Here is a 20,519-nt window from a genome sequence, read left to right on the forward strand (position 1 = left end):
GGGCTCGGCACCGCACGTACACTGTGGCGTCTATGCAGCGTCGAACTATCCAGCACTGCCGCGAGTGCGGAACCGCCGTGGACTACCGCATTCCCGACGACGGAGACACGCGCGAGCGCGCCGTGTGTCCGTCCTGCGGCACTGTCCATTACGTCAATCCGCTCCTGGTGGTGGGCACCGTACCCTATCTGGGCGAGAGCGTGCTGCTGTGCAAACGTGCCATTGAACCGCGCTGGGGCAAGTGGACCTTGCCCGCAGGGTTCATGGAGATGGACGAGACCATGGCCGAAGGCGCCGCCCGCGAGACCGATGAGGAAGCCGGCGCGCAGATCTCCATGGGTAGGCTGTTCAGCACGCTGAGCATTCCCCGCGTTGGCCAGGTGCACGTGTTCTACCTTGCTCAACTGCAAAGCGATGTCTTTCACCCGGGTCAGGAAACGCTGGAAGCGCGGCTTTTCACCGAAGCCGAGATTCCCTGGGACGAATTGGCTTTCATGACGGTGCGCGAAACGCTGAAGCGCTTCTTCGACGACCACCGGCGCGGCAGCTACGGCGTGCACGACATCGATATTCCCTGGCCACCGCGATGAGGCCCATGCCGGCGTTGACCGTGCTGCGCGCGGGCGACGCCTTTCCGCCCGTAGCGCAGGCTTGGGGCCCTGAGACGAGCGCACCGGGGCTCGTTGCCGCAGGCGGCGAACTGGATGTGGCCACGTTGCGCGCCGCCTATTCGGCCACCGTCTTCCCGTGGTTCAGCGAAGGCGAACCCATCCTCTGGTGGAGCCCCGATCCGCGCATGGTGCTGCGCGTGAACGCTTTCCGGCTGCACCGCTCTCTGCGCAAGGCCATCGAGAGGTTTCGTGCCGATCCGGCGTGCGAGATCCGCTTCGACACCGCATTCGATGCGGTGGTCGGCGCCTGCTCTGCAGCCGCACGGCCGGGCCAGGAAGGAACCTGGATCGGGCCGGACATGCGGCGCGCCTACGGCGAGTTGCACCGCGCCGGCTACGCACACAGCGTGGAAGCCTGGGTGGGCGGCGAGTTGGTGGCTGGCCTGTATGGCGTTGGCATCGGGCACGCGGTGTTTGGCGAGTCGATGTTCACGCGCGTCCCTGACGGGTCGAAGATCGCGCTGGCTGCCCTGGTGGCGTGGTGCATCCACCACGGGGTGCCGCAGATCGATTGCCAGCAGAACACCCCGCACCTCGCCTTCATGGGCGCGGGGGAGGTGCCGCGCGCTGAATTCGCCGCAGCGGTGTCGGAACTCGCGGGCCGACCATCACCGCCATGGAAATTCGACCCCGTATACTGGAATGTGTTGTTGCCTCCACGTTCGGCTGCTCGTTGACCCACCTCAAGGACCTTCCTTTTCAGGCGCTGCAGTTCTACGCGACAGCGCCCTACCCATGCAGCTACCTGCCGGGGCGGCAGGCGCGCTCGCAGGTCGCCACGCCGAGCCACCTGGTCAACAACGAAGCCTATTCCGAACTGGTGCAAAGCGGCTTTCGCCGCAGCGGGATGTTCACGTACCGGCCGTATTGCGACGGCTGCCACGCGTGCGTGCCGATGCGCGTGTGTGTCGAGCGCTTCAAGCCTGACCGCAGCCAGCGCCGCGCACAGGCACGCCACGGCGGCCTGCAGGTGCGGGTGATGAAGCTGTGCTACGTGCCGGAACACTACCAGCTCTACCTGCGCTACCAGGCCGGCCGTCACACCGGCGGCGGCATGGACCAGGACAGCGTGGACCAGTACACCCAGTTCCTGCTGCAGAGCAACGTGAATTCGCGCCTGGTTGAATTCCGCGAGCCAGCGCCGGACGGCGGCGCTGGCGCCCTGCGCATCGTGTCCATCGTCGACGTGCTGAACGACGGGCTGTCGGCGGTCTACACCTTCTACGACCCGGGCGACGCCCGCGCCAGCCTGGGCACTTACAGCATCCTCTGGCAGATCGAGCAGGCCCGAGCGCTGGGTTTGCCGTATGTCTACCTCGGCTACTGGATCGACGGCAGCGCCAAGATGGCGTACAAGGCACGGTTTCGCCCGTCCGAGCGGCGCATCGGCGGCCAATGGCTGCGAGACGACAACGCCTCGGCGCTGAACAGCGCCCTCACCTGAACACTGCCATGCGACGCCCCAAACCCGACGCCCACCAGACGCCGACCATCCAGGTGATCGAGCGCATGTTTTCGCTGATCGACGTGCTGGCCTCGCGCGACGAGCCGATCTCGCTCAAGGAGATCAGCGAGCAGACCGGCTTGCACCCCTCCACCACCCACCGCATCCTGAATGACCTGACCGTGGGCCGCTTCGTCGACCGACCGGAGCCCGGCAGCTACCGGCTGGGCATGCGCCTGCTGGAGTTGGGCAACCTGGTCAAGGGCCGGCTCGACGTGCGCGATGCGGCGCTGGCGCCGATGCGCGACCTGCACCGCCTGATCCAGCAGCCGGTCAACCTGAGCGTGCGCCAGGGCGACGAAATCGTCTACATCGAGCGCACCTACAGCGAACGGTCCGGGATGCAGGTGGTGCGCGCCATCGGCGGACGGGCGCCACTGCATCTGACGTCCACCGGCAAGCTGTTTCTGGCCTACGACGAACTGCCGCGCGTGCGCGCCTACGCCACGCGCACGGGCCTGGCCGGCCACACGCGCAACAGCATCACGCAACTGCCCACGCTGGAGCGCGAGTTGATCCGCGCGCGCCAGTCCGGCGTGGCGCACGACAACGAAGAGCTGGAGATGGGCGTGCGCTGCATGGCCGCCGGCATCTACGACGACCAGGGCAAGCTGGTGGCGGGCCTGTCGATCTCGGCCCCTGCCGACCGACTGGACGACAGCTGGCTGCCCAAGCTGCAGCACACGGCGCAGGAAATCTCGGCCGCGCTGGGCCACACCGGTTCGGCCCGCTGACGGCCGGGGACGCCTGGGGCAGATGCAAAAAAGGCGCCGATTGGCGCCTTTTTAATTTTCGAGTGAAACTGGCTTGTAGCCCTACAACCATCTGCGCAAGCAGCTATTTAAACCATAGCAACTACAAGCCGCAAGAAACAGCCTGCTGCGGCCGGTCAGCCCGCGTAGCCGTTGCCCGCAAAGGTGGACGACGGGCGCTCGTTCTCGACCCAGCGGCGCACGCGCTCGGCGTCGGCCAGGCGGCTGTACTTGCCGTTCGAATCCAGGAAGACCATGATCACCTTGCGGCCCGCCACGCGCGCCTGCATCACCAGGCACTGCCCGGCTTCGGAGATGTAACCGGTCTTCTGCAGACCGATCTGCCAATCCGGCTTGTGCACCAGACGGTTGGTGTTGTTGTAGGTCAGCACGCGGCTGCCCACCGCCACCTCGTAGCCTTGCGATGTGGTCAGCTGGCGCAGCAGCGGGTCTTGCGAGGCAAAGCCCACCAGTGTGGCCAGGTCGATCGCGCTGGCGCGGTTGGAGCTGGACAGGCCCGTCGGCTCGACGTAGCGCGTGTCCTTCATGCCCAGCGCCGCGGCGCGGTTGTTCATCAGGCCGACAAAGCGCTGCAGGCCGCCCGGGTAGGTGCGGCCCAACGCGTGCGCGGCGCGGTTTTCGCTGGACATCAGGGCCAGGTGCATCAGCTCGCCGCGCGTCAGCGTGGTGCCCACAGCCAGGCGCGAGCTGCTGCCCTTCTCGTAATCGACGTCCTCGTCGGTGATGGTGATCAACTCGTCCAGCGGCAGACGCGCTTCCGACACCAGCAGGCCGGTCATCAGCTTGGTCAGCGACGCGATCGGCAGCACGGCGTGGTCGTTCTTGCTGAACAGCACCTCATGCGTATCTTGGTCGAGCACCAGGGCCACGCTGGACTTCAGGTCCAGCGCGTCGCCCGCGTGGTGCAAGCCAGCGGCCTGCGCGATGGACAGGCGCGGCGCCGGCGCTTCCCGCGGCGTGTGAACGGCGTGGCGCAGGGTGACGCGGGTCTCGCGTGCGGCCAGGCGTTCAGCGCGCTCCTGCGCACGGCTCTTGCCTTTGGCGCCCTTGGCGACGACGGTGGCCCTCACGCGGTCCGCCTTGCCGCCCTTCTTGCTGTCTTTGGCGCTGGCGACCTTGGCGTCACGCTTGTTCTCCGCGATCGCGCGCTTGCCGCGAGGCGGTTCCCGGCGCACATCGGCTTTGGTGGCCGAGCCGGCCTTGCCAGCCTTGGCGCTGGAGGTCTTGGCGCTACCGGACTTGGCAGCGGCCTTGGGCGCTGCAGCCTTGCTGGCAGCCGCCGCCTTGGCGGGTTTCTTGGGGCCCGCCTGGGCGTGCGCCCAAGGCAATGCGGTCAGTGCAATACCGATTGAAACAGCACCCAGACCACCACGCCACATCCGAGTCCACCGGTTTCCCCATGCAGCCATTGCCATTTCTTCACCCCAGCCCGTACCACGAATAGGGCGCAAGTGTACTAAAACAGAAAAAGGGGCGCAATAACAAAGACTTGCGCCCCTTTCCTCATTTGTTTCCAGAGTTATACGGGTTAACCCTAGCCTTGTGCCGCCACCCGATCAGCTTTGCTGTGTAACTTGTTGAGGGCACTCAGATAAGCCTTGGCCGACGCGACCACGATATCGGGGTCGGCGCCCACGCCGTTGACGACACGACCCGAATTTTGCAGCCGAACGGTGACTTCGCCCTGGCTTTCGGTCGATCCGCTGATGGCATTGACCGAATACAGCACCATTTCTGCGCCACTTTTTACATGCGATTCGATCGCCTTGAGCGACGCGTCCACCGGCCCGTTGCCGGCGGACGACCCGTGCACTTCCGCTCCGTCAACGGTGAAGACGATGTCGGCATGAGGCATTTCACCGGTTTCGCTGTGCTGTGAAAGCGAGATGAAGCCGTACTGCTCCTTTTCGGCGGTGACGCTTTCGTCACTCACCAGCGCCAGGATGTCCTCGTCGAAGATCTCGCTCTTGCGGTCGGCCAATTCCTTGAACTTGGCAAACGCGGCCATGATTTCGCTTTCCGATTCGAGCACCACGCCCAACTCCTGCAGGCGCTGCTTGAACGCGTTGCGGCCCGACAGCTTGCCCAGCACGATCTTGTTGGCCGACCAGCCCACGTCTTCGGCGCGCATGATCTCGTAGGTGTCGCGCGCCTTCAGCACGCCGTCCTGGTGGATGCCGCTGGCGTGCGCGAACGCGTTGGCGCCCACGACCGCCTTGTTGGGCTGCACCACAAAGCCGGTGGTCTGGCTGACCATGCGGCTGGCCTGCACGATCTGCGAGGCGTCGATGCCCACGTCCAGGCCAAAGTAGTCGCGCCGCGTTTTCACGGCCATGACCACCTCTTCCAGCGAGCAGTTGCCCGCGCGCTCGCCCAGGCCGTTGATGGTGCATTCGATCTGGCGCGCGCCGCCCAACTGCACACCGGCGAGGCTGTTGGCCACCGCCATGCCGAGGTCGTTGTGACAATGCACGGACCAGACGGCCTGGTCGCTGTTGGGCACCTTCTCGCGCAGCGTCTTGATGAAGTTGCCGTACAGCTCGGGAATCGCGTAGCCCACCGTGTCGGGGATGTTGATGGTGCGCGCGCCTTCCTTGATGACCGCCTCGCACACGCGGGCCAGGAAGTCGATGTCGCTGCGGTAGCCGTCTTCGGCGCTGTATTCGATGTCGTCCATCAGGTTGCGTGCGAAACGCACGGCCAGCTTGGACTGCTCGAACACCTCGTCGGGCGTCATGCGCAGCTTTTTTTCCATGTGCAGCGGGCTGGTGGCGATGAAGGTGTGGATGCGCCCGCGCGCCGCCCCCTTGAGCGCCTCGGCCGCGCGTGCAATATCGCGGTCGTTGGCGCGCGAGAGCGAGCACACGGTCGACTCCTTGATCGCGTTGGCGATCGCCTGCACGCACTCGAAGTCGCCGTTGGAGCTGGCGGCAAAGCCGGCCTCGATCACGTCGACCTTCAGGCGCTCCAACTGGCGCGCAATGCGCAGCTTCTCGTCCTTGGTCATGCTGGCGCCGGGCGATTGCTCGCCGTCGCGCAGGGTCGTGTCGAAAATGATCAGCTTGTCGGTCATAGAAAAAAATGCTCCTGAATAGCGTGGGTGTTGTTCTGGTGCGCGCCGAGCTTATGGCGTCAGGCGATGGCAACCGCCGATTGTGCGGCCTGGGGCGCCGATTCTGACGCCCAGCCCGCCGCCCGGGCGCGATTCAGCCCCGAAAGCAAGGCCTGCATGGCCGCTGCAGAGGTATCGCTGTCCATGCCGACGCCGAAGAAAGCCGGCGAATCGCGCAGGCGCAGCTCCACGTAGGCCATGGCGCGCGCGTCGGCCCCTTCGTCGATGGCGTGCTGGTGGTAGTCGACCACGCGCACCGGTTGCCCAACCAGCGCGCCCACGGCTGCCGCGAAGGCGTCGATGGGGCCATTGCCCTGCCCTTGCACCGTGTGCGATTGGCCGGCCCACTGCACCTTTGCGCTCAGCCGGACATGGCGGGCGCCGTCGGCCTGCGTGGCTTCCCAGACCCGATGCTCCACCGCGGCGGATTCGCCCAGACCGTATTCGGCGCGGAACAACTGCCAGAGGTCCGCCGCCGTCAGCTCCTTGCCGTCACGGTCCATGACGCGCTGCACCACCTGGCTGAACTCGATTTGCAGACGGCGCGGCATCGTCACGCCGTATTCGCTTTCCAGCAGGTAGCTCATGCCGCCCTTGCCCGACTGGCTGTTGACGCGGATCACGGCTTCGTAGCTGCGGCCCAGGTCCTTCGGGTCGATCGGCAAATACGGGATCTCCCAGACATCGCCGTCCTGACGCGCGGCGAAGGCCTTCTTGATCGCGTCCTGGTGTGAGCCCGAAAACGAGGTGTAGACCAACTCGCCCGCGTACGGGTGGCGCGGGTGCACCGGCAGCTGGTTGCAGTGCTCGACCGTGCGGCGCACCGCATCAATGTCGGAGAAGTCCAGCTCAGGGTCGACGCCCTGCGTGTAGAGGTTGAGCGCGACGTTGACGATGTCGAGGTTGCCCGTGCGCTCGCCGTTGCCGAACAAACAGCCCTCAACGCGGTGCGCGCCCGCCATCAAGGCCAGCTCTGCTGCCGCGACGCCGGTGCCGCGGTCGTTGTGCGGGTGCAGGGATACCACCACTTCGGGCCGGTCAGCAAAGCGCCGCACCATCCATTCGATCTGGTCGGCAAAGATGTTGGGCGTGGCGTTTTCCACGGTGGTCGGCAGGTTGAGGATGATCGGCCGACCGGCACCCCAAGCGTGGACAGCCGTTTCGCACGCTTCCAGCGACACCGACAATTCGGCCAGCGAGAAGGTTTCGGGCGAGTACTGCAGCACCCACTCCGTCTCGGGCTGCGCATCGGTCAAGCGGCGCACCATGTCGACGTGGTGGCGCACCAGTTCCATCACCTGCGGCACTTCCAGGCCGAACACGACGCGGCGCCACACCGGTGCGACGGCGTTGTAGACGTGAACGATGGCGCGGCGTGCGCCGGCCAGCGATTCGACGGTGCGTTCGATCAGCTCTTCGCGTGCGGGCGTCATGACCTGGATGGTCACGTCGTCGGGCACACGGTCTTCCTCGATCAGCTGGCGCACGAAGTCGAAGTCGGTCTGCGACGCAGCCGGAAAGCCGACCTCGATCTCCTTGAAGCCCACCTGCACCAGCAGGTCGAACATGCGCAGCTTGCGCGCCGCGTCCATGGGCTCGATCAAGGCCTGGTTGCCGTCGCGCAGGTCGGTCGACAGCCACACCGGCGCCTTGGTCAGTTGCGTGTCGGGCCAGCGGCGGTCGGCGAGGCCGATCGGGGCGAAGGGACGGTACTTGGTCTGCGGTTGCTTGAGCATGTCGATCTTTCGGTAAAATGTGGAATCGACCAGCAACCTCCCAAAAACACAACGGCCCGTTGCTGGTGCGAACGGGCCGTGATGGGTGCTTTGCTTTTTGAGTGCGCGCGCTACCGTCTCCGCCCGAAGGGGATGGCTAGTAGGTTGAGAGCAAAGCGTGCCATGAGAAAGCGCACTCTAGCATAAGACAACCCGTCAGTCATGCAAGCCGCGCTCGTCGGGCTCGTCCGTCGAGGTGCTGACGATGCTCGCGTGCTCGCCACGCGCGCGCCGCCAGACGTAGATCACGTAGCCCGACAGCGCATAGGCGACAAAGAAAATGAAAAGGATGGTCGCCGGCTCGATGCTGACGATGGCGATCAAGAGCGCGATCAGCACCAGCACGATGAAGGGCACGCTGCGGCGCCCACCAAAGTCCTTGAAGCTGTAGTACGGCACGTTGGTGACCATGGTCAGACCCGCGAACAGCGTCACGGCGAAGGTGATCCAGGCCAGGTCGGCCCGCACGATCGGCTCGCCGCCGAACAGCGAGATCACCGCACGGAAGATCGGCACTTCGCGGTGCGACGTCAGCATGGCGCTGGTCAGCCAGATCAGCCCCGCCACCAGCGCCGCGGCCGCGGGCGAAGGCAGGCCCTGGAAGTAGCGCTTGTCCACCACGGCGGTGTTGACGTTGAAGCGCGCCAGGCGCAGTGCCGCGCAGGCGCAGTACACGAACGCGGCAATCCAGCCCCAGCGACCCAGCGGGCGCAGCGCCCATTCGTACGCCAGCAGCGCAGGCGCGGCGCCAAAGCTGACCATGTCGGACAGCGAATCCATCTGTTCGCCGAACGCGCTTTGCGTGCCCGTCATGCGCGCCACTCGACCGTCCAGGCTGTCGAGCACCATCGCCGCGAAAATGCCGGTGGTGGCCAGGTCAAACCGACCGTTCATCGCCATGACGATGCCGTAGAACCCGCCGAACAGCGCCGCCAGCGTGAACAGGTTGGGCAGCACGTAGATGCCCTTGCGACGCACGCGCTGCGACATGTCGTGGCCCCAGGCGGGGTGGCGCGGCTCGGAATGCGGATCGGGTGGGTTCATAGGTCAAACGGGTCGCCAGCGCTACAACCATCTGCGCAAGCAGCTATCAAAATCAAAGCGCATCGGCGCGCATGGCAGGTCGCAATGTGCCGACCGACACGCCCTGAAGTGTACGGGGCGCCGCCGCTGCGGCGCGATCATTCGCACGCGCTCGGGAAATCCATGAGCGGCTGCCGGCTCCGCCCAGGACCCGCGCGAAGGCGCAGGCACGCACTCTGCATTCCGCCTGTCACAGGGCTGGAGAGCCATGTGAAATGCAAAAGGGCCACCTGCCGGTGGCCCTTGTCGCTTGAGGCGACAGGCCAGCGCCTGTCGCTGGGTCGCGCCGATCAGTTGCGGGTCTGGTCGACCAGCTTGTTCTTGGCGATCCACGGCATCATGGCGCGCAGCTTGCTGCCCACCACTTCGATGCTGTGCTCGGCCGTGTTGCGACGGCGGGCCGTCATGCTCGGGTAGTTCAGGCGGCCTTCCTGGATGAACATCTTGGCGTAGTCGCCGTTCTGGATCCGCTTCAGGGCGTTGCGCATGGCCACGCGCGACTCTTCGTTGATCACCTCGGGGCCGGTCACGTACTCGCCGTACTCCGCGTTGTTGGAGATCGAGTAGTTCATGTTGGCGATGCCGCCTTCGTACATCAGGTCGACGATCAGCTTCAGCTCGTGCAGGCACTCGAAGTACGCCATCTCGGGCGCGTAGCCGGCTTCCACCAGCGTCTCGTAGCCCATCTTCACCAGCTCGACCGCGCCACCGCACAGCACGGCCTGCTCGCCGAACAGGTCGGTCTCGGTCTCTTCCTTGAAGTTGGTCTCGATGATGCCGGCCTTGCCGCCACCGTTGGCCATGGCGTAGGACAGCGCCAGATCACGCGCCTTGCCGCTCTTGTCCTGGTGCACTGCGACCAGGTGGGGCACGCCGCCACCTTGGGTGTACGTGTTGCGCACCGTGTGGCCGGGCGCCTTGGGGGCCACCATCCACACGTCCAGGTCGTCACGCGGCACAACCTGGTTGTAGTGCACGTTGAAGCCGTGGGCGAAAGCCAGGGAAGCGCCCTTCTTCATGTGCGGCTCGATCTCTTTGTAGACGGCGGCGATGTTCTCGTCGGGCAGCAGGATCATGACCACGTCGGCGGAAGCGACGGCGTCGTTCACCTCGGCCACTTTCAGGCCGGCCTTGCCGACCTTGTCCCACGAAGCGCCGCCCTTGCGCAGGCCGACCACGACCTTCACGCCGCTGTCGTTCAGGTTCTGCGCGTGCGCATGGCCCTGCGAGCCGTAGCCGATGATGGCGACGGTCTTGCCCTTGATCAGGCTCAGGTCGCAGTCTTTGTCGTAGAACACTTTCACGTCGTATCTCCTTGGATGAAGGCTAGGGATGAGAAGAAAACCAGAAAACGGATGCTATTCAAACAGGAGCTGGCTGCGCAGATGGCTGTAGCGCCAGCGCCCGATTGGATGCTTAAACGCGCAACAGACGTTCGCCCCGCCCGATGCCGCTGGCGCCGGTGCGCACGGTCTCGAGAATGGCGGACTTGTCGATCGAATTGAGGAAGGCGTCGTGCTTGCTTTGGTCGCCCGTCAGCTCGACCGTGTAGCTCTTGTCGGTGACGTCGATGATGCGGCCGCGGAAGATGTCGCAGGTGCGCTTGATCTCCTCGCGCTCCTTGCCGACGGCGCGCACCTTGACCATCATGTGCTCGCGCTCGATGTAGCTGCCTTCGGTCAGGTCGACCACCTTCACCACCTCGATCAGGCGGTTCAGGTGCTTGGTGATCTGCTCGATGGTGTCTTCCGAGCCGCGCGTCTGGATGGTCATGCGCGAGAGGCTTTCGTCCTCGGTCGGCGCGACGATCAGCGATTCGATGTTGTAGCCACGGGCCGAGAACAGGCCCACCACGCGGGACAGGGCGCCCGCTTCGTTTTCAATCAGAACAGCGATGATGTGTTTCATGTGTCAGAGCCCTCTTTTCGCCGCCCTCCCCCGCCACCGGTAAGTGGCAGGCTTGGCGCACGATAGAATCGTCTTGCTATCTAAAAAGTAGCTGCCCGCGCAGATTGCTCTATGGCTAGCAGCCGATTTGGCTTAAAGGTCTTCAGAACCCAGCAGCATCTCGGTGATGCCCTTGCCGGCCTGGACCATCGGGAACACGTTCTCCGTCGGGTCGGTGCGGAAGTCCATGAAGACCGTGCGGTCCTTGAGCTTGCGCGCCTCGCGCAGTGCGGGCTCGACGTCCTGCGGCCGCTCAATCAGCATGCCGACGTGGCCATAGGCCTCGGCCAGCTTCACGAAGTTGGGCAGCGCGTCCATGTAGCTGTGGCTGTAGCGGCCAGAGTATTCGATCTCCTGCCACTGACGCACCATGCCCAGGTAACGGTTGTTGAGCGACAGGATCTTGATCGGCGTGTTGTACTGCAGGCAGGTCGACAGCTCCTGGATGCACATCTGCACCGAACCTTCACCGGTGACGCAGAACACTTCCGATTCGGGCTTGGCCAGCTTGATGCCCATGGCGTAGGGGATGCCCACGCCCATGGTGCCCAGGCCGCCGGAGTTGATCCAGCGGCGCGGCTCGTCAAAGTGGTAGTACTGCGCGGCCCACATCTGGTGTTGGCCCACGTCGGAGGTGATGTAGGCGTCCGCGTCCTTGGTCATGCCCCACAGGGTCTCGATGACCTTCTGCGGCTTGATGACTTCGGTGTTGTCGCGGTCGTACTTCATACAGTCGCGCGCGCGCCAGCCTTCGATCTGCTGCCACCAGGCGTCCAGCGCCGCCTGGTCGGGCTTCTGGTTGGCCTCGCGGACCATGGCGATCAGCTCGGTCAGCACGTCCTTGACGTCGCCGACGATCGGCACGTCGACCTTGACGCGCTTGGAAATCGACGACGGGTCGATGTCGATGTGGATGATCTTGCGGTCAACCGACGCGAAGTGCTTGGGGTTGCCGATGACGCGGTCGTCAAAACGCGCACCGACGGCCAGCAGCACGTCGCAGTTCTGCATGGCGTTGTTGGCTTCCCAGGTGCCGTGCATGCCGAGCATGCCCAAAAAGCGCCGGTCGCTGGCCGGAAAGGCGCCCAGCCCCATCAGCGTGTTGGTGACCGGGTAGTTCAGCATGTCCACGAGCTGGCGCAGCTCGGGACTGGCGTTGGACAACAGCACACCACCGCCGGTGTAGATGTAGGGGCGCTTGGCGTTCAGCAGCAGCTGCAGCGCCTTGCGGATCTGGCCGCCGTGGCCCTTCTTGACCGGGTTGTACGAGCGCATCTCGACGCTCTCGGGGTAACCCTTGTAGGCGGCCTTGTTGAAGGACACGTCCTTGGGCACGTCCACCACCACCGGGCCGGGGCGGCCGGTGCGCGCGATGTGGAAGGCCTTTTTCATCACGTCGGCCATGTCGCGCGCATCCTTGACCAGGAAGTTGTGCTTGACGATGGGGCGGGTGATGCCGACGGTGTCGCATTCCTGGAAGGCGTCCAGGCCGATGGCGGCGGTGGGCACCTGGCCGGAGATGATCACCATCGGGATCGAATCCATGTAGGCCGTGGCTATGCCCGTGACGGCGTTGGTCAGCCCGGGGCCGGAGGTGACCAGCGCCACGCCGACGTCACCCGTGGCACGGGCATAGCCATCGGCGGCGTGCACGGCGGCCTGTTCGTGGCGCACCAGCACGTGCTGGATGGTGTCCTGCTTGTAGAACGCGTCGTAGATGTGCAACACCGCGCCGCCCGGGTAGCCCCAGACGTATTTGACATCTTCGGCCTGCAAGGCCTTGACGAGAATTTCGGCGCCGCGGAGTTCTTCGGAGTCGCTGCGCGCTGCAGCAGCAGCGGCCGACTTGATTTCGGCTTTGGAGATTTCCATGATGAGATGAACCTTTCGAGAATTTCTCTGACGAAAAACCTTGGGTGCCCCTTGCCAGCCCTTGTGAGGCCGCTTCAGGACTTGAGGCCACACGCCATTGACGACCTATTTCGGTCGCCGGACGGTAACCCGTTTGCCTTTTTGACTGCAATTGCACATTATCGCACTGCAGCAGCCGTGTCGCACATCGCCGGGGAATTTGTTCCGGCGAAGGGGTGCCATAATCCGGCGCCGGCCCGACTCGGGCCGGTGTCCATCCGCTCCAACGCCCTCTTTCGCCGTGCCCAGCGCCCTTCGCTGATCGACCGTCTTGGCCACCGAACAAGAACTCTCCGACTTTCTCAAAAGCGTGGAAAAACGGGCCTTCAAGCGCTCGATGTACCACGTGCGGGACGAGGATGCGGCGCTCGACATCGTGCAGGACAGCATGATGAAGCTGGCCGAGCACTATGGCGACAAGCCGCCGGGCGAATTGCCCATGCTGTTCCAGCGCATCCTGTCGAACAGCACGCTGGACTGGTTTCGGCGCCAGAAGACGCGCCGTGCCGTGTTTTCGAACATGAGCGATTTCGAATCGCCCGATGGTGATGGCGATTTCGACCTGCTGGAGGCGTTTGCGGGCGCGTCCAACACCGAGCAGATCGAAAGCGCAGAGGACTCCACACGCCGTCACGAAATCCTGGCCGCGATCGAGTTACAAATTCAAGCCCTGCCCACGCGTCAACGAGAGGCGTTTTTGATGCGTTACTGGGAGGAGATGGACGTTGCGGAGACCGCGGCCGCCATGGGTTGCTCTGAAGGCAGTGTCAAGACACACTGTTCGCGTGCGGTCCAGGCGCTCGCCAAAGCCCTGCGCGCCAAGGGAATTACGCCATGACCAGACCTTACCCCCCGCATCATGCAGAAGTCGCGCAGAACCGGTTCGGTCTGCGCGTTGCCGCGCGCCTATCGGCCGGCGCCGACGCGATGCCGCACGATTTGCAGGAACGCTTGCGCGCCGCGCGCGAGCAGGCGCTGGCGCGTCGCAAGCAGCCAGCGGTTGAAACCCGTCTGCGTACGGCGCCCAGCATTCTGAGCAATGGCCGCGCTGCGGCGCTGGGCTTGGGCGACGACGTGCTCGGGTTCTGGGGTCGCCTGACTTCCCTGGCGCTTGTTTGCGCGTTGGTGGTCGGCTTGGTTGCCGTCAACGTCGTTCAGGACGATGATCGCACCATGGAAGTCGCCGATTTGGATGCCACGCTCCTGACGGACGACTTGCCACCCGAAGCTTATTCCGACCCTGGATTCGTGCAGTATCTGAAGACCAGCGCCAACCGTTCCTCGGCCTCTGGCCGTTGACCCCAGGTTTTCCGATCCCGATGCGCCTTGCGCTGCCGTTTTTCCTGCTGCTCACTCTTTTGGCCTCTCCGCCGGTGCTGGCCCAATCGACGCAGCCAGATTCCGGCGCGCTTCCTGTTGCCGGCAGCCTGCCATGGAGCAGCCTCTCTGCCGAACAGAAAAGCGCACTCAAGCCGCTCGCGAGCCAGTGGCGCTCGCTGGGCGCTGACCACCAGCGCAAATGGATCGCCGTTACCCACAACTTCAACCGCATGACGGGTGAGGAACAAGAGACGCTTCAGGGTCGCATGAGCGAGTGGGCACAACTCACGCCCGCGCAGCGCACGCAGGCGCGCATGAATTTCTACGAAGTGCGCCGGGTGCCGGCCGACGAAAAGCGTGCCAAATGGGAGGAATATCAGGCCCTGCCGCCGGAAGAGCGCGAACGCCTGGCCGGCGACCGACCCAAGCCTCCTGCCGGAGTTGCACCGGCGCTGCGGCCTGCGCCGCGCAACCGTATCCTGCGTCCTGGCGAAGCTACGGCACAAGGCCCGGCCAAGTCGCCCGCGACGCTGCGTGCACCGGCGAATGTGAATCGCAATACACTCCTGCCTCAGCCGCCAGCTTCGGCGGTTAAGTCGTCGCGCTGATCCGCTTGGGCGGGGCGGCGCCTCCACCCTCACCCCTTGATCTCTTCTAGCGCGGCGCAAGCGCCCCTACCGGACATGACTTTGCCCGATGCTGGCACCCTGCCCCCGTCACCATCGGGACCGAGCGTGCGGCGCGCCCCCTCGCTGCGCCGACGTATGGCCTGCTGGATGTACGAAGGCATGCTGATGTTCGGCGTGGTGTTCGTGGCCGGCTACGTGTTCAGCGCCAGCACCCAAACCCGCCATGCGCTGGACAACCGGCACGCTCTCCAGGCCTTCCTGTTCGCCGTCTCCGCGCTCTACTTCGTCTGGTTCTGGACACGCGGCCAGACCCTGGCCATGAAAACATGGCACATCCAGGTCGTCGACAAGCACGGTCAGCGCCTTGGTGGTGGCCGCGCGCTGCTGCGCTATGTGCTCAGCTGGGTCTGGTTCCTGCCGCCCTTGGCCGCGATGGGTCCCTGGCAGTTGAGTGCACTGGAGGTATCCGTGCTGTTGTTGGGCTGGGTGGCGGTCTGGGCGCTGCTCAGCCGGTTCAACCGCGAACAGCAGTTCTGGCACGACATTTTGGCCGGCACCCGCCTGATCGATATTCAGCCCGATCTGGCCCGACGACGCACGTGATTCAAACTCCAGCAGCCCTATCCGCCTGTCGTCATGCCGCCTGAGTCTTCCGCTGACCTCGTCAACCCGCAGAAAGCGCGAACTGGTCTGTCGCGCGTCTGGCACGCTGGCCTTTACTCGCTGGCCGGGCTGCGCGCCGGCTGGCGTGAACCTGCCTTCCGGCAGGAAGCCATTCTGGCCATCGTGCTGATCCCTCTATCGTTCTGGCTGGGCCGCACCTGGGTGGAAGTGGCGATGCTCTCCGGTTCGCTTCTCCTGGTCATGATCGTCGAGTTGCTCAACACCGGCATCGAGACTGTGGTTGACCGCATTGGCCCCGAGTGGCATGCGCTGTCCAAGCGCGCCAAAGACATGGGGTCGGCAGCCGTCCTGCTCAGCCTATTGCTGGCCGGCGGCGTCTGGCTCGCGGCGCTGTACACCCATTTCGCACCGCCATGACCAACGCTGCTTCCGTGGCCGAACCGGCCTTCTCTGTCTGCGTGTATTGCGGCTCGCGACCGGGCCGTTCTCCTGAGTTTGCGGAAACCGCCCGGGCGGTCGGCCGCTGGATCGGCGCGCAGGGCGGGCAACTGGTCTATGGCGGCGGCCGCGCTGGCCTGATGGGCGAAGTGGCCGACGCCACGCTGGCTGCGGGCGGACGCGTGATCGGCGTGATTCCCCGCACGCTGGTCGAGCGCGAACACGCCCACCGAGGCTGCACCGAGTTGCACATCGTGGAAACCATGCACGAGCGCAAACGCCTGATGGCCGAGCACGCCGACGCCTTTCTGGCGCTGCCCGGCGGCATCGGCACCTTCGAGGAGCTGTTCGAAACCTGGACCTGGCACCAGCTCGGCTACCACGACAAGCCGCTCGGCCTGCTGAACCAGGGCGGCTATTACGACCACCTGCTCACCTTCGTGCGTCACAGCATCGCCTCAGGGCTGATGGACGAGCACCAGTGGCGGCTGATCGACACCGACCGCGATGCCCTGCCCCTGCTGCAGCGTCTGGTCACGGCGGCGGGCTTTCCAGCGCCAACGAGCCTGGACGAAATCTGAGGCTCGGCGAGGCCGGACGCGCGGATACGCCGCACGCGCGGGCCCATAAAATACGCCGCCTGGCGACAGCCAAGGCGGCGTATTTTATATCAGGGCCGTGCGCTCATCGCGCGGCCCTCAGCCCAAAAGGCTCAATCCCAGCGGTAGCTTTCGCGGGTTTCCCAGTCCTTGACCTGCTTTTCGGCCTCTTCCTGGGCGATGCCCATGCGCTCCTGCAGCTTGCCGACCATCTGGTCGCGCTTGCCCGCGATCACGTCCAGATCGTCATCGGTCAGCTTGCCCCACTGCTCCTTGACCTTGCCCTTGAATTGCATCCAGTTGCCTTTGACGGTGTTCTCGTTCATGCGGTGGTCTCCTGACGCCTGCAAGCACCCCTTCGCGACCCATTCGCGAAAGCCAGCGCTGCCTGCGATGGCATGACTTTAGGGGCCGCTTTGCGTCCACGACGTCAGCCCAGGCGCCTGCAGAATGTCAGCGATTACCTACCCATGGGAGTTTGTGAATTTGCGTTGTCGGGCAGGAACAATTGCTGCACGTCGCTCAGGAAATCGAAGCCGCGCGCGGTCGGCCGCCACCAGGCGCCGTCCTGCTCCAGCCAGCCGTTTTGCTCTGCTTCTGATAGCTGACTGCGCACGCTGCTCGGGGGCAAACCGGTCTTTTCAGTGAAATCCTGCACCGTGAAGCCGTCGCGCAGGCGCAGCGCGTTGACCATGTATTCAAACGGCAGGTCGCGCCGTGTCACCTCGTGTTCCTGCGCCACCGCGTCGCCCGTCAAAGCCTTGTCCATGTACAGATCGGGCTGGCGGTGGCGCACCTGGCGCACCACGCGGTGGGCAAAGCTGATCTTGCCGTGCGCGCCGGCGCCAATGCCCAGATAGTCGCCGAACTGCCAGTAATTCAGGTTGTGCACGCAGCGGTGGCCGGCGCGCGCGTAGGCCGACACTTCGTAGCGCTCCATGCCCGCGTCGGCGGTGCGCGCGATCAGGTGGTCCAGCATGTCCCAGGCCGTGTCGTCGTCGGGCACCTTGGGTGGGAACTTGGCGAACACCGTGTTCGGCTCGATCGTCAGGTGGTAGAGCGACAGGTGTGGCGGCGCAAAGGCCAGCGCGGTGTCGACATCGGCCTTCAGCTCATCCAGCGTCTGGCCGGGCAGCGCGTACATCAGGTCGAGGTTGAAGGTGTCGAAGCTGCGCGCCGCTTCTTCCACGGCAGCGCGCGCCTGCGCGCCGTCGTGCACGCGGCCGAGGGCCTTCAAATGCGCGTCGTTGAAGCTCTGCACCCCAATCGACAGGCGCGTGACGCCCGCAGCGCGGAAGGCGGCGAAGCGCTCGCGCTCGAAGGTGCCGGGGTTGGCCTCCAGCGTGATCTCGCAGATGGGCGTCAGTGGCAGGCGCGCACGCAGGCCGGCGATCAGCTGGTCGATGGCATCGGGAGAAAACAGGCTGGGCGTGCCGCCGCCGATGAAGATGCTGTGCACCGGCCGGCCCCAAATCAGCGGCAGGCTGGCCTCCAAGTCGGCCAGCACGGCGGCGATGTAGCGTTGCTCCTGCGCCCTCGCGTCCGTGCCTTCCCGCCGCTCATGCGAATTGAAATCGCAGTACGGGCATTTGCGCAGGCACCAGGGCAGGTGCACGTACAGCGACAGCGGCGGCAGCGCCGGCAACTGCAGCGTGCCGGGCCGCATGTAGTGCTGAATATCGTGGGGCATGGCGCGATTGTCGGTGGCTTGGCGCGCGGAGGTCGCGTGCCCGCAGGCAAAGCCCTGCGCCGCACAGCCCGGTGGAGTCAGCCCAGCCAGCGCTCGCGCATCAGCGTGATCATGGCGCGGCTGGCGTGGCCGCGGTGGCTGTGGGCATGTTTGACGTCCGGGGGCAGCTCGGCAAAGGTCTTGCCGAGTTCGGGCAGAAACATGATGGGGTCGAAGCCAAAGCCGCCTTCGCCCGTTGGCGCGCGGGCGATTTCGCCCACCACACGGCCGACGGCGATCAGCGGCTCGGGGTCGTCGGCGCTGCGCAGCGCGACCAGGGTGCTGACCATGGCGGCGCGGCGGTGGTCGACGCCCTGCATCTGCTCCAGAAGCGCGCGCACGTTGTTGGCGTCGCCCTTGTCGTAGCCGAACTGCGTGGCGTAGTACGCCGTGTCCACGCCCGGCAAGCCACCAAACGCGTCGACGCACAGGCCGGCGTCGTCGGCGATGGCGGGCAGGCCGCTTTCGCGCGCGGCGTGGCGCGCCTTGGTCAACGCGTTTTCGACAAAGGTGCGGTACGGCTCAGGCGCTTCGCCGATGGCCAGGTCGCCCTGGCGCACGAGTTGCATGCCCAAAGGGGCCAACAGCGTCTGCAATTCGGCAAGCTTGCCCGCGTTGTTGGACGCCAGTACGATTTTCATATAAATATGGCTCCAGCCCTACAGCAACCTGCGCAGCTAGCTATCAAATCAGTAGCGATTGTTTCTGCATGGCAATCAACTCGCCAATACCTTTTTCGGCCAGTTCCAGCAGGCGGTCCATCTCGGCGCGGGAAAACGCCGCGCCCTCGGCCGTGCCCTGCACTTCGACGTAGTGGCCCGCGCCGGTCATCACCACGTTCATGTCGGTGTCGCAGGCCGAATCCTGCGCGTAGTCGAGGTCCAGCACCGGCAGACCCTGCACGATGCCGACCGACACCGCCGCCACCGGGTGCAGCACCGGCGATTCGGCGATCAGCCCGCGCGCCAGCAGCCAGCTGACGGCGTCCTGCGCCGCCACGTAGGCGCCCGTAATGCTGGCGCAGCGCGTGCCGCCGTCGGCCTGGATCACGTCGCAGTCGAGGTGGATGGTGCGCTCGCCCAGCTTCTTCAAATCGAACACGGCACGCAGGCTGCGGCCGATCAGGCGCTGGATTTCCTGCGTGCGCCCCGTCTGCTTGCCGCGCGCCGCCTCGCGGCTGCCGCGGGTGTTGGTGGCGCGCGGCAGCATGCCGTACTCGGCCGTCACCCAGCCTTCACCGCTGCCCTTTTTGTGTGGCGGCACCTTTTCTTCGACGGACGCGGTGCACAGCACCTGGGTGTTGCCGACCGAGATCAGCACCGAGCCTTCGGCGTGCATGGTGAAGCCGCGCTGAATGCGCACGGTGCGCAGCTGGTCGGGCGCGCGGGTAGCGATGGACGGAATGGTGTGGGTGGTCATAGGCAAATTCTGCTCGCAAAAAAAGAAAGCGCCGCGACCCGGCTGGGCCGGGCGCGCGGCGGCGGCCACCGGTCAGCGCTTGCGTGAAGCCGAGCGCTGGATGGCGTCGTTAATCTCGGCGATGGAGCGCTCGATGGCGTCGTCGTCCAGCTCGTCCAGCAGCGGGTCGAGCCCACCGGACTGGATGGTGGACGCAAACACCTCGTCGCCCATCATCTGGGTTTCGGTGAAGCCGCTGGGCTGGAACTGCGACTCGGCGGGCGTTTCCCATTCCAGCGCGATGACGGTGACGTTGTCGGAGTGGTCGCCCGCCGTGAGCAAAGCCTGCTCGACCAGCGCGGGCACGGCGTCCGCCACCGGCACCGACGACAAGGTGTTGACGATGTCCTCGTCCTCCACGCTGCCCCACAGGCCGTCGGAGCACAGCAGCAGCTTGTCGCCTTCGCGCAGCTTCAGCGGCCCCGCCACGTCGAACATCGGCCGCACAGTGGAGCCCAGGCAGGTAAACAGCACGTTGCGGTTGACGCCTTCAATGTCGGCGCCGGCTTTGGCTTGCGCCTCGATGTAGGAATGGTCGCGCGTGCGCGACAGCAACTCGCCATCGCGCACCACGTACAGGCGCGAATCGCCGCAGTGCGCCCAGTGCAGCTCGCCTTCCTGGATCAGACCGGCCACCAGCGTGGTGCGTGGCGTGTCCATCATGGCGCGTTCGCTGGCGTAGCGGATGATCTGGTGGTGCGCGGCCATCACGCCGCTGGCCAGAAAGCTCTGCGCCGATGGCAAATCCGGCTTGGCGTCGCGCTGGAACAGGCTGGAGAGCGTCTGCAGTGCGATCTGCGCCGCCATCTCGCCCTCGGGGTGGCCCCCCATGCCATCGGCCAGCAGGAACAGTACCGCGTCGCGCGTGTAGCTGTAGCCCATGCGGTCTTCGTTCTTCTCACGGCCGCCGCGGCGGCTCAGCTGAAACACCGAGAATTTCATCGAA

22 protein-coding genes are annotated in these 20,519 nt (G+C 65.3%); 10 read left to right on the forward strand and 12 right to left on the reverse strand.

Translation table 11 applies throughout. The features are described 5' to 3' along the window. Window positions 1-32: 32 nt before the first annotated feature. The 4 genes from FVQ98_RS00620 to FVQ98_RS00635 are packed head-to-tail and all read left to right on the forward strand — an operon-like array spanning window position 33 to window position 2,909. On the forward strand, window positions 33-590 hold the full coding sequence (locus FVQ98_RS00620; RefSeq protein WP_147911483.1) for an NUDIX hydrolase: 558 nt from the start codon (window positions 33-35) through the stop codon (window positions 588-590). A 5-nt stretch (window positions 591-595) separates the two neighbouring features. Beyond that, on the forward strand, window positions 596-1,348 hold the full coding sequence (gene aat / locus FVQ98_RS00625) for a leucyl/phenylalanyl-tRNA--protein transferase (RefSeq protein ID WP_147911484.1): 753 nt from the start codon (window positions 596-598) through the stop codon (window positions 1,346-1,348). Then, complete coding sequence (locus FVQ98_RS00630) at window positions 1,345-2,115, forward strand: arginyltransferase (protein ID WP_147911767.1); 771 nt, start codon at window positions 1,345-1,347, stop codon at window positions 2,113-2,115. Before aat ends, FVQ98_RS00630 begins: the two co-directional genes overlap by 4 nt. Window positions 2,116-2,123: 8 nt before the next feature. After that, window positions 2,124-2,909, forward strand: coding sequence for an IclR family transcriptional regulator (locus FVQ98_RS00635; protein WP_147911485.1), 786 nt, complete (start codon window positions 2,124-2,126; stop codon window positions 2,907-2,909). A 155-nt stretch (window positions 2,910-3,064) separates the two neighbouring features. Here FVQ98_RS00635 and FVQ98_RS00640 read toward each other — a convergent pair whose 3' ends face one another. The 7 genes from FVQ98_RS00640 to FVQ98_RS00670 form a co-directional block, all read right to left on the reverse strand. Continuing rightward, the gene (locus tag FVQ98_RS00640) at window positions 3,065-4,327 is read right to left on the reverse strand and encodes a serine hydrolase (protein WP_147911768.1); all 1,263 of its coding nucleotides are present in this window, start codon (window positions 4,325-4,327) and stop codon (window positions 3,065-3,067) included. 155 nt (window positions 4,328-4,482) lie between these two features. Next, window positions 4,483-6,021 carry a 2-isopropylmalate synthase gene (locus tag FVQ98_RS00645; RefSeq protein ID WP_147911486.1) on the reverse strand — a complete coding sequence of 513 codons (1,539 nt, stop codon included), beginning with the start codon at window positions 6,019-6,021 and terminating at the stop codon, window positions 4,483-4,485. A 59-nt stretch (window positions 6,022-6,080) separates the two neighbouring features. Beyond that, on the reverse strand, window positions 6,081-7,796 hold the full coding sequence (gene leuA / locus FVQ98_RS00650; RefSeq protein ID WP_147911487.1) for a 2-isopropylmalate synthase: 1,716 nt from the start codon (window positions 7,794-7,796) through the stop codon (window positions 6,081-6,083). A 195-nt stretch (window positions 7,797-7,991) separates the two neighbouring features. After that, entirely contained in the window at window positions 7,992-8,825 is an 834-nt protein-coding gene (gene pssA / locus FVQ98_RS00655; protein WP_147911769.1) for a CDP-diacylglycerol--serine O-phosphatidyltransferase, read from the reverse strand. Between the two features lie 383 nt (window positions 8,826-9,208). After that, a complete protein-coding gene (ilvC, locus tag FVQ98_RS00660; protein ID WP_147911488.1) occupies window positions 9,209-10,222 on the reverse strand; it encodes a ketol-acid reductoisomerase in 1,014 nt (337 codons plus the stop codon). Between the two features lie 112 nt (window positions 10,223-10,334). Continuing rightward, complete coding sequence (gene ilvN, locus FVQ98_RS00665) at window positions 10,335-10,826, reverse strand: acetolactate synthase small subunit (protein ID WP_147911489.1); 492 nt, start codon at window positions 10,824-10,826, stop codon at window positions 10,335-10,337. A gap of 132 nt (window positions 10,827-10,958) precedes the next feature. Beyond that, a complete protein-coding gene (locus tag FVQ98_RS00670; RefSeq protein ID WP_147911490.1) occupies window positions 10,959-12,737 on the reverse strand; it encodes an acetolactate synthase 3 catalytic subunit in 1,779 nt (592 codons plus the stop codon). A gap of 310 nt (window positions 12,738-13,047) precedes the next feature. On the opposite strand from FVQ98_RS00670, the gene FVQ98_RS00675 reads away from it, so the two are divergent. The 6 genes from FVQ98_RS00675 to FVQ98_RS00700 all read left to right on the forward strand — a co-directional run bounded on the left by FVQ98_RS00675 (window position 13,048) and on the right by FVQ98_RS00700 (window position 16,368). Continuing rightward, window positions 13,048-13,614, forward strand: a complete 567-nt coding sequence (locus tag FVQ98_RS00675; protein ID WP_147911491.1) for an RNA polymerase sigma factor — start codon at window positions 13,048-13,050, stop codon at window positions 13,612-13,614. Then, the gene (locus FVQ98_RS00680) at window positions 13,611-14,075 is read left to right on the forward strand and encodes a DUF3619 family protein (RefSeq protein WP_147911492.1); all 465 of its coding nucleotides are present in this window, start codon (window positions 13,611-13,613) and stop codon (window positions 14,073-14,075) included. Before FVQ98_RS00675 ends, FVQ98_RS00680 begins: the two co-directional genes overlap by 4 nt. A 20-nt stretch (window positions 14,076-14,095) precedes the next feature. After that, a complete protein-coding gene (locus FVQ98_RS00685; protein WP_147911493.1) occupies window positions 14,096-14,704 on the forward strand; it encodes a DUF3106 domain-containing protein in 609 nt (202 codons plus the stop codon). Between the two features lie 75 nt (window positions 14,705-14,779). Beyond that, window positions 14,780-15,328: an RDD family protein gene (locus tag FVQ98_RS00690; protein ID WP_147911494.1), complete on the forward strand. Its 549-nt coding sequence runs from the start codon at window positions 14,780-14,782 to the stop codon at window positions 15,326-15,328. 33 nt (window positions 15,329-15,361) lie between these two features. Then, window positions 15,362-15,766 (forward strand): diacylglycerol kinase, encoded by a 405-nt coding sequence (locus tag FVQ98_RS00695; RefSeq protein WP_147911495.1) that lies wholly within the window; start codon window positions 15,362-15,364, stop codon window positions 15,764-15,766. 14 nt (window positions 15,767-15,780) lie between these two features. Then, entirely contained in the window at window positions 15,781-16,368 is a 588-nt protein-coding gene (locus FVQ98_RS00700) for an LOG family protein (protein ID WP_147911770.1), read from the forward strand. Window positions 16,369-16,499: 131 nt separating this feature from the next. Here FVQ98_RS00700 and FVQ98_RS00705 read toward each other — a convergent pair whose 3' ends face one another. The 5 genes from FVQ98_RS00705 to FVQ98_RS00725 form a co-directional block, all read right to left on the reverse strand. Continuing rightward, window positions 16,500-16,712 (reverse strand): CsbD family protein, encoded by a 213-nt coding sequence (locus tag FVQ98_RS00705; protein ID WP_147911496.1) that lies wholly within the window; start codon window positions 16,710-16,712, stop codon window positions 16,500-16,502. A 134-nt stretch (window positions 16,713-16,846) separates the two neighbouring features. After that, a complete protein-coding gene (gene hemW / locus FVQ98_RS00710; RefSeq protein ID WP_147911497.1) occupies window positions 16,847-18,076 on the reverse strand; it encodes a radical SAM family heme chaperone HemW in 1,230 nt (409 codons plus the stop codon). 77 nt (window positions 18,077-18,153) lie between these two features. Beyond that, window positions 18,154-18,756, reverse strand: coding sequence for an RdgB/HAM1 family non-canonical purine NTP pyrophosphatase (gene rdgB / locus FVQ98_RS00715; RefSeq protein ID WP_147911498.1), 603 nt, complete (start codon window positions 18,754-18,756; stop codon window positions 18,154-18,156). A 43-nt stretch (window positions 18,757-18,799) separates the two neighbouring features. Beyond that, a complete protein-coding gene (gene rph / locus FVQ98_RS00720; RefSeq protein WP_147911499.1) occupies window positions 18,800-19,534 on the reverse strand; it encodes a ribonuclease PH in 735 nt (244 codons plus the stop codon). A 72-nt stretch (window positions 19,535-19,606) separates the two neighbouring features. Beyond that, window positions 19,607-20,515, reverse strand: a complete 909-nt coding sequence (locus tag FVQ98_RS00725) for a PP2C family protein-serine/threonine phosphatase (RefSeq protein WP_147911500.1) — start codon at window positions 20,513-20,515, stop codon at window positions 19,607-19,609. Between the last annotated feature and the right edge of the window lie 4 nt (window positions 20,516-20,519).

Source organism: Ottowia flava (assembly GCF_008017535.1).
GTDB classification, from domain to species: Bacteria; Pseudomonadota; Gammaproteobacteria; order Burkholderiales; family Burkholderiaceae_C; genus Ottowia; species Ottowia flava.

What these genes read in the sequence shown, in the direction of transcription:
- FVQ98_RS00620 (WP_147911483.1), top strand. Translation starts at nt 33, where the DNA reads ATGCAGCGTCGAACTATCCAGCACTGCCGCGAGTGCGGAACCGCCGTG.
- aat (WP_147911484.1), top strand. Translation starts at nt 596, where the DNA reads ATGCCGGCGTTGACCGTGCTGCGCGCGGGCGACGCCTTTCCGCCCGTA.
- FVQ98_RS00635 (WP_147911485.1), top strand. Translation starts at nt 2,124, where the DNA reads ATGCGACGCCCCAAACCCGACGCCCACCAGACGCCGACCATCCAGGTG.
- FVQ98_RS00640 (WP_147911768.1), bottom strand. Translation starts at nt 4,327, where the DNA reads ATGTGGCGTGGTGGTCTGGGTGCTGTTTCAATCGGTATTGCACTGACC.
- FVQ98_RS00645 (WP_147911486.1), bottom strand. Translation starts at nt 6,021, where the DNA reads ATGACCGACAAGCTGATCATTTTCGACACGACCCTGCGCGACGGCGAG.
- leuA (WP_147911487.1), bottom strand. Translation starts at nt 7,796, where the DNA reads ATGCTCAAGCAACCGCAGACCAAGTACCGTCCCTTCGCCCCGATCGGC.
- pssA (WP_147911769.1), bottom strand. Translation starts at nt 8,825, where the DNA reads ATGTCGCAGCGCGTGCGTCGCAAGGGCATCTACGTGCTGCCCAACCTG.
- ilvN (WP_147911489.1), bottom strand. Translation starts at nt 10,826, where the DNA reads ATGAAACACATCATCGCTGTTCTGATTGAAAACGAAGCGGGCGCCCTG.
- FVQ98_RS00670 (WP_147911490.1), bottom strand. Translation starts at nt 12,737, where the DNA reads ATGGAAATCTCCAAAGCCGAAATCAAGTCGGCCGCTGCTGCTGCAGCG.
- FVQ98_RS00680 (WP_147911492.1), top strand. Translation starts at nt 13,611, where the DNA reads ATGACCAGACCTTACCCCCCGCATCATGCAGAAGTCGCGCAGAACCGG.
- FVQ98_RS00685 (WP_147911493.1), top strand. Translation starts at nt 14,096, where the DNA reads ATGCGCCTTGCGCTGCCGTTTTTCCTGCTGCTCACTCTTTTGGCCTCT.
- FVQ98_RS00690 (WP_147911494.1), top strand. Translation starts at nt 14,780, where the DNA reads ATGACTTTGCCCGATGCTGGCACCCTGCCCCCGTCACCATCGGGACCG.
- FVQ98_RS00695 (WP_147911495.1), top strand. Translation starts at nt 15,362, where the DNA reads ATGCCGCCTGAGTCTTCCGCTGACCTCGTCAACCCGCAGAAAGCGCGA.
- FVQ98_RS00705 (WP_147911496.1), bottom strand. Translation starts at nt 16,712, where the DNA reads ATGAACGAGAACACCGTCAAAGGCAACTGGATGCAATTCAAGGGCAAG.
- hemW (WP_147911497.1), bottom strand. Translation starts at nt 18,076, where the DNA reads ATGCCCCACGATATTCAGCACTACATGCGGCCCGGCACGCTGCAGTTG.
- rdgB (WP_147911498.1), bottom strand. Translation starts at nt 18,756, where the DNA reads ATGAAAATCGTACTGGCGTCCAACAACGCGGGCAAGCTTGCCGAATTG.
- rph (WP_147911499.1), bottom strand. Translation starts at nt 19,534, where the DNA reads ATGACCACCCACACCATTCCGTCCATCGCTACCCGCGCGCCCGACCAG.
- FVQ98_RS00725 (WP_147911500.1), bottom strand. Translation starts at nt 20,515, where the DNA reads ATGAAATTCTCGGTGTTTCAGCTGAGCCGCCGCGGCGGCCGTGAGAAG.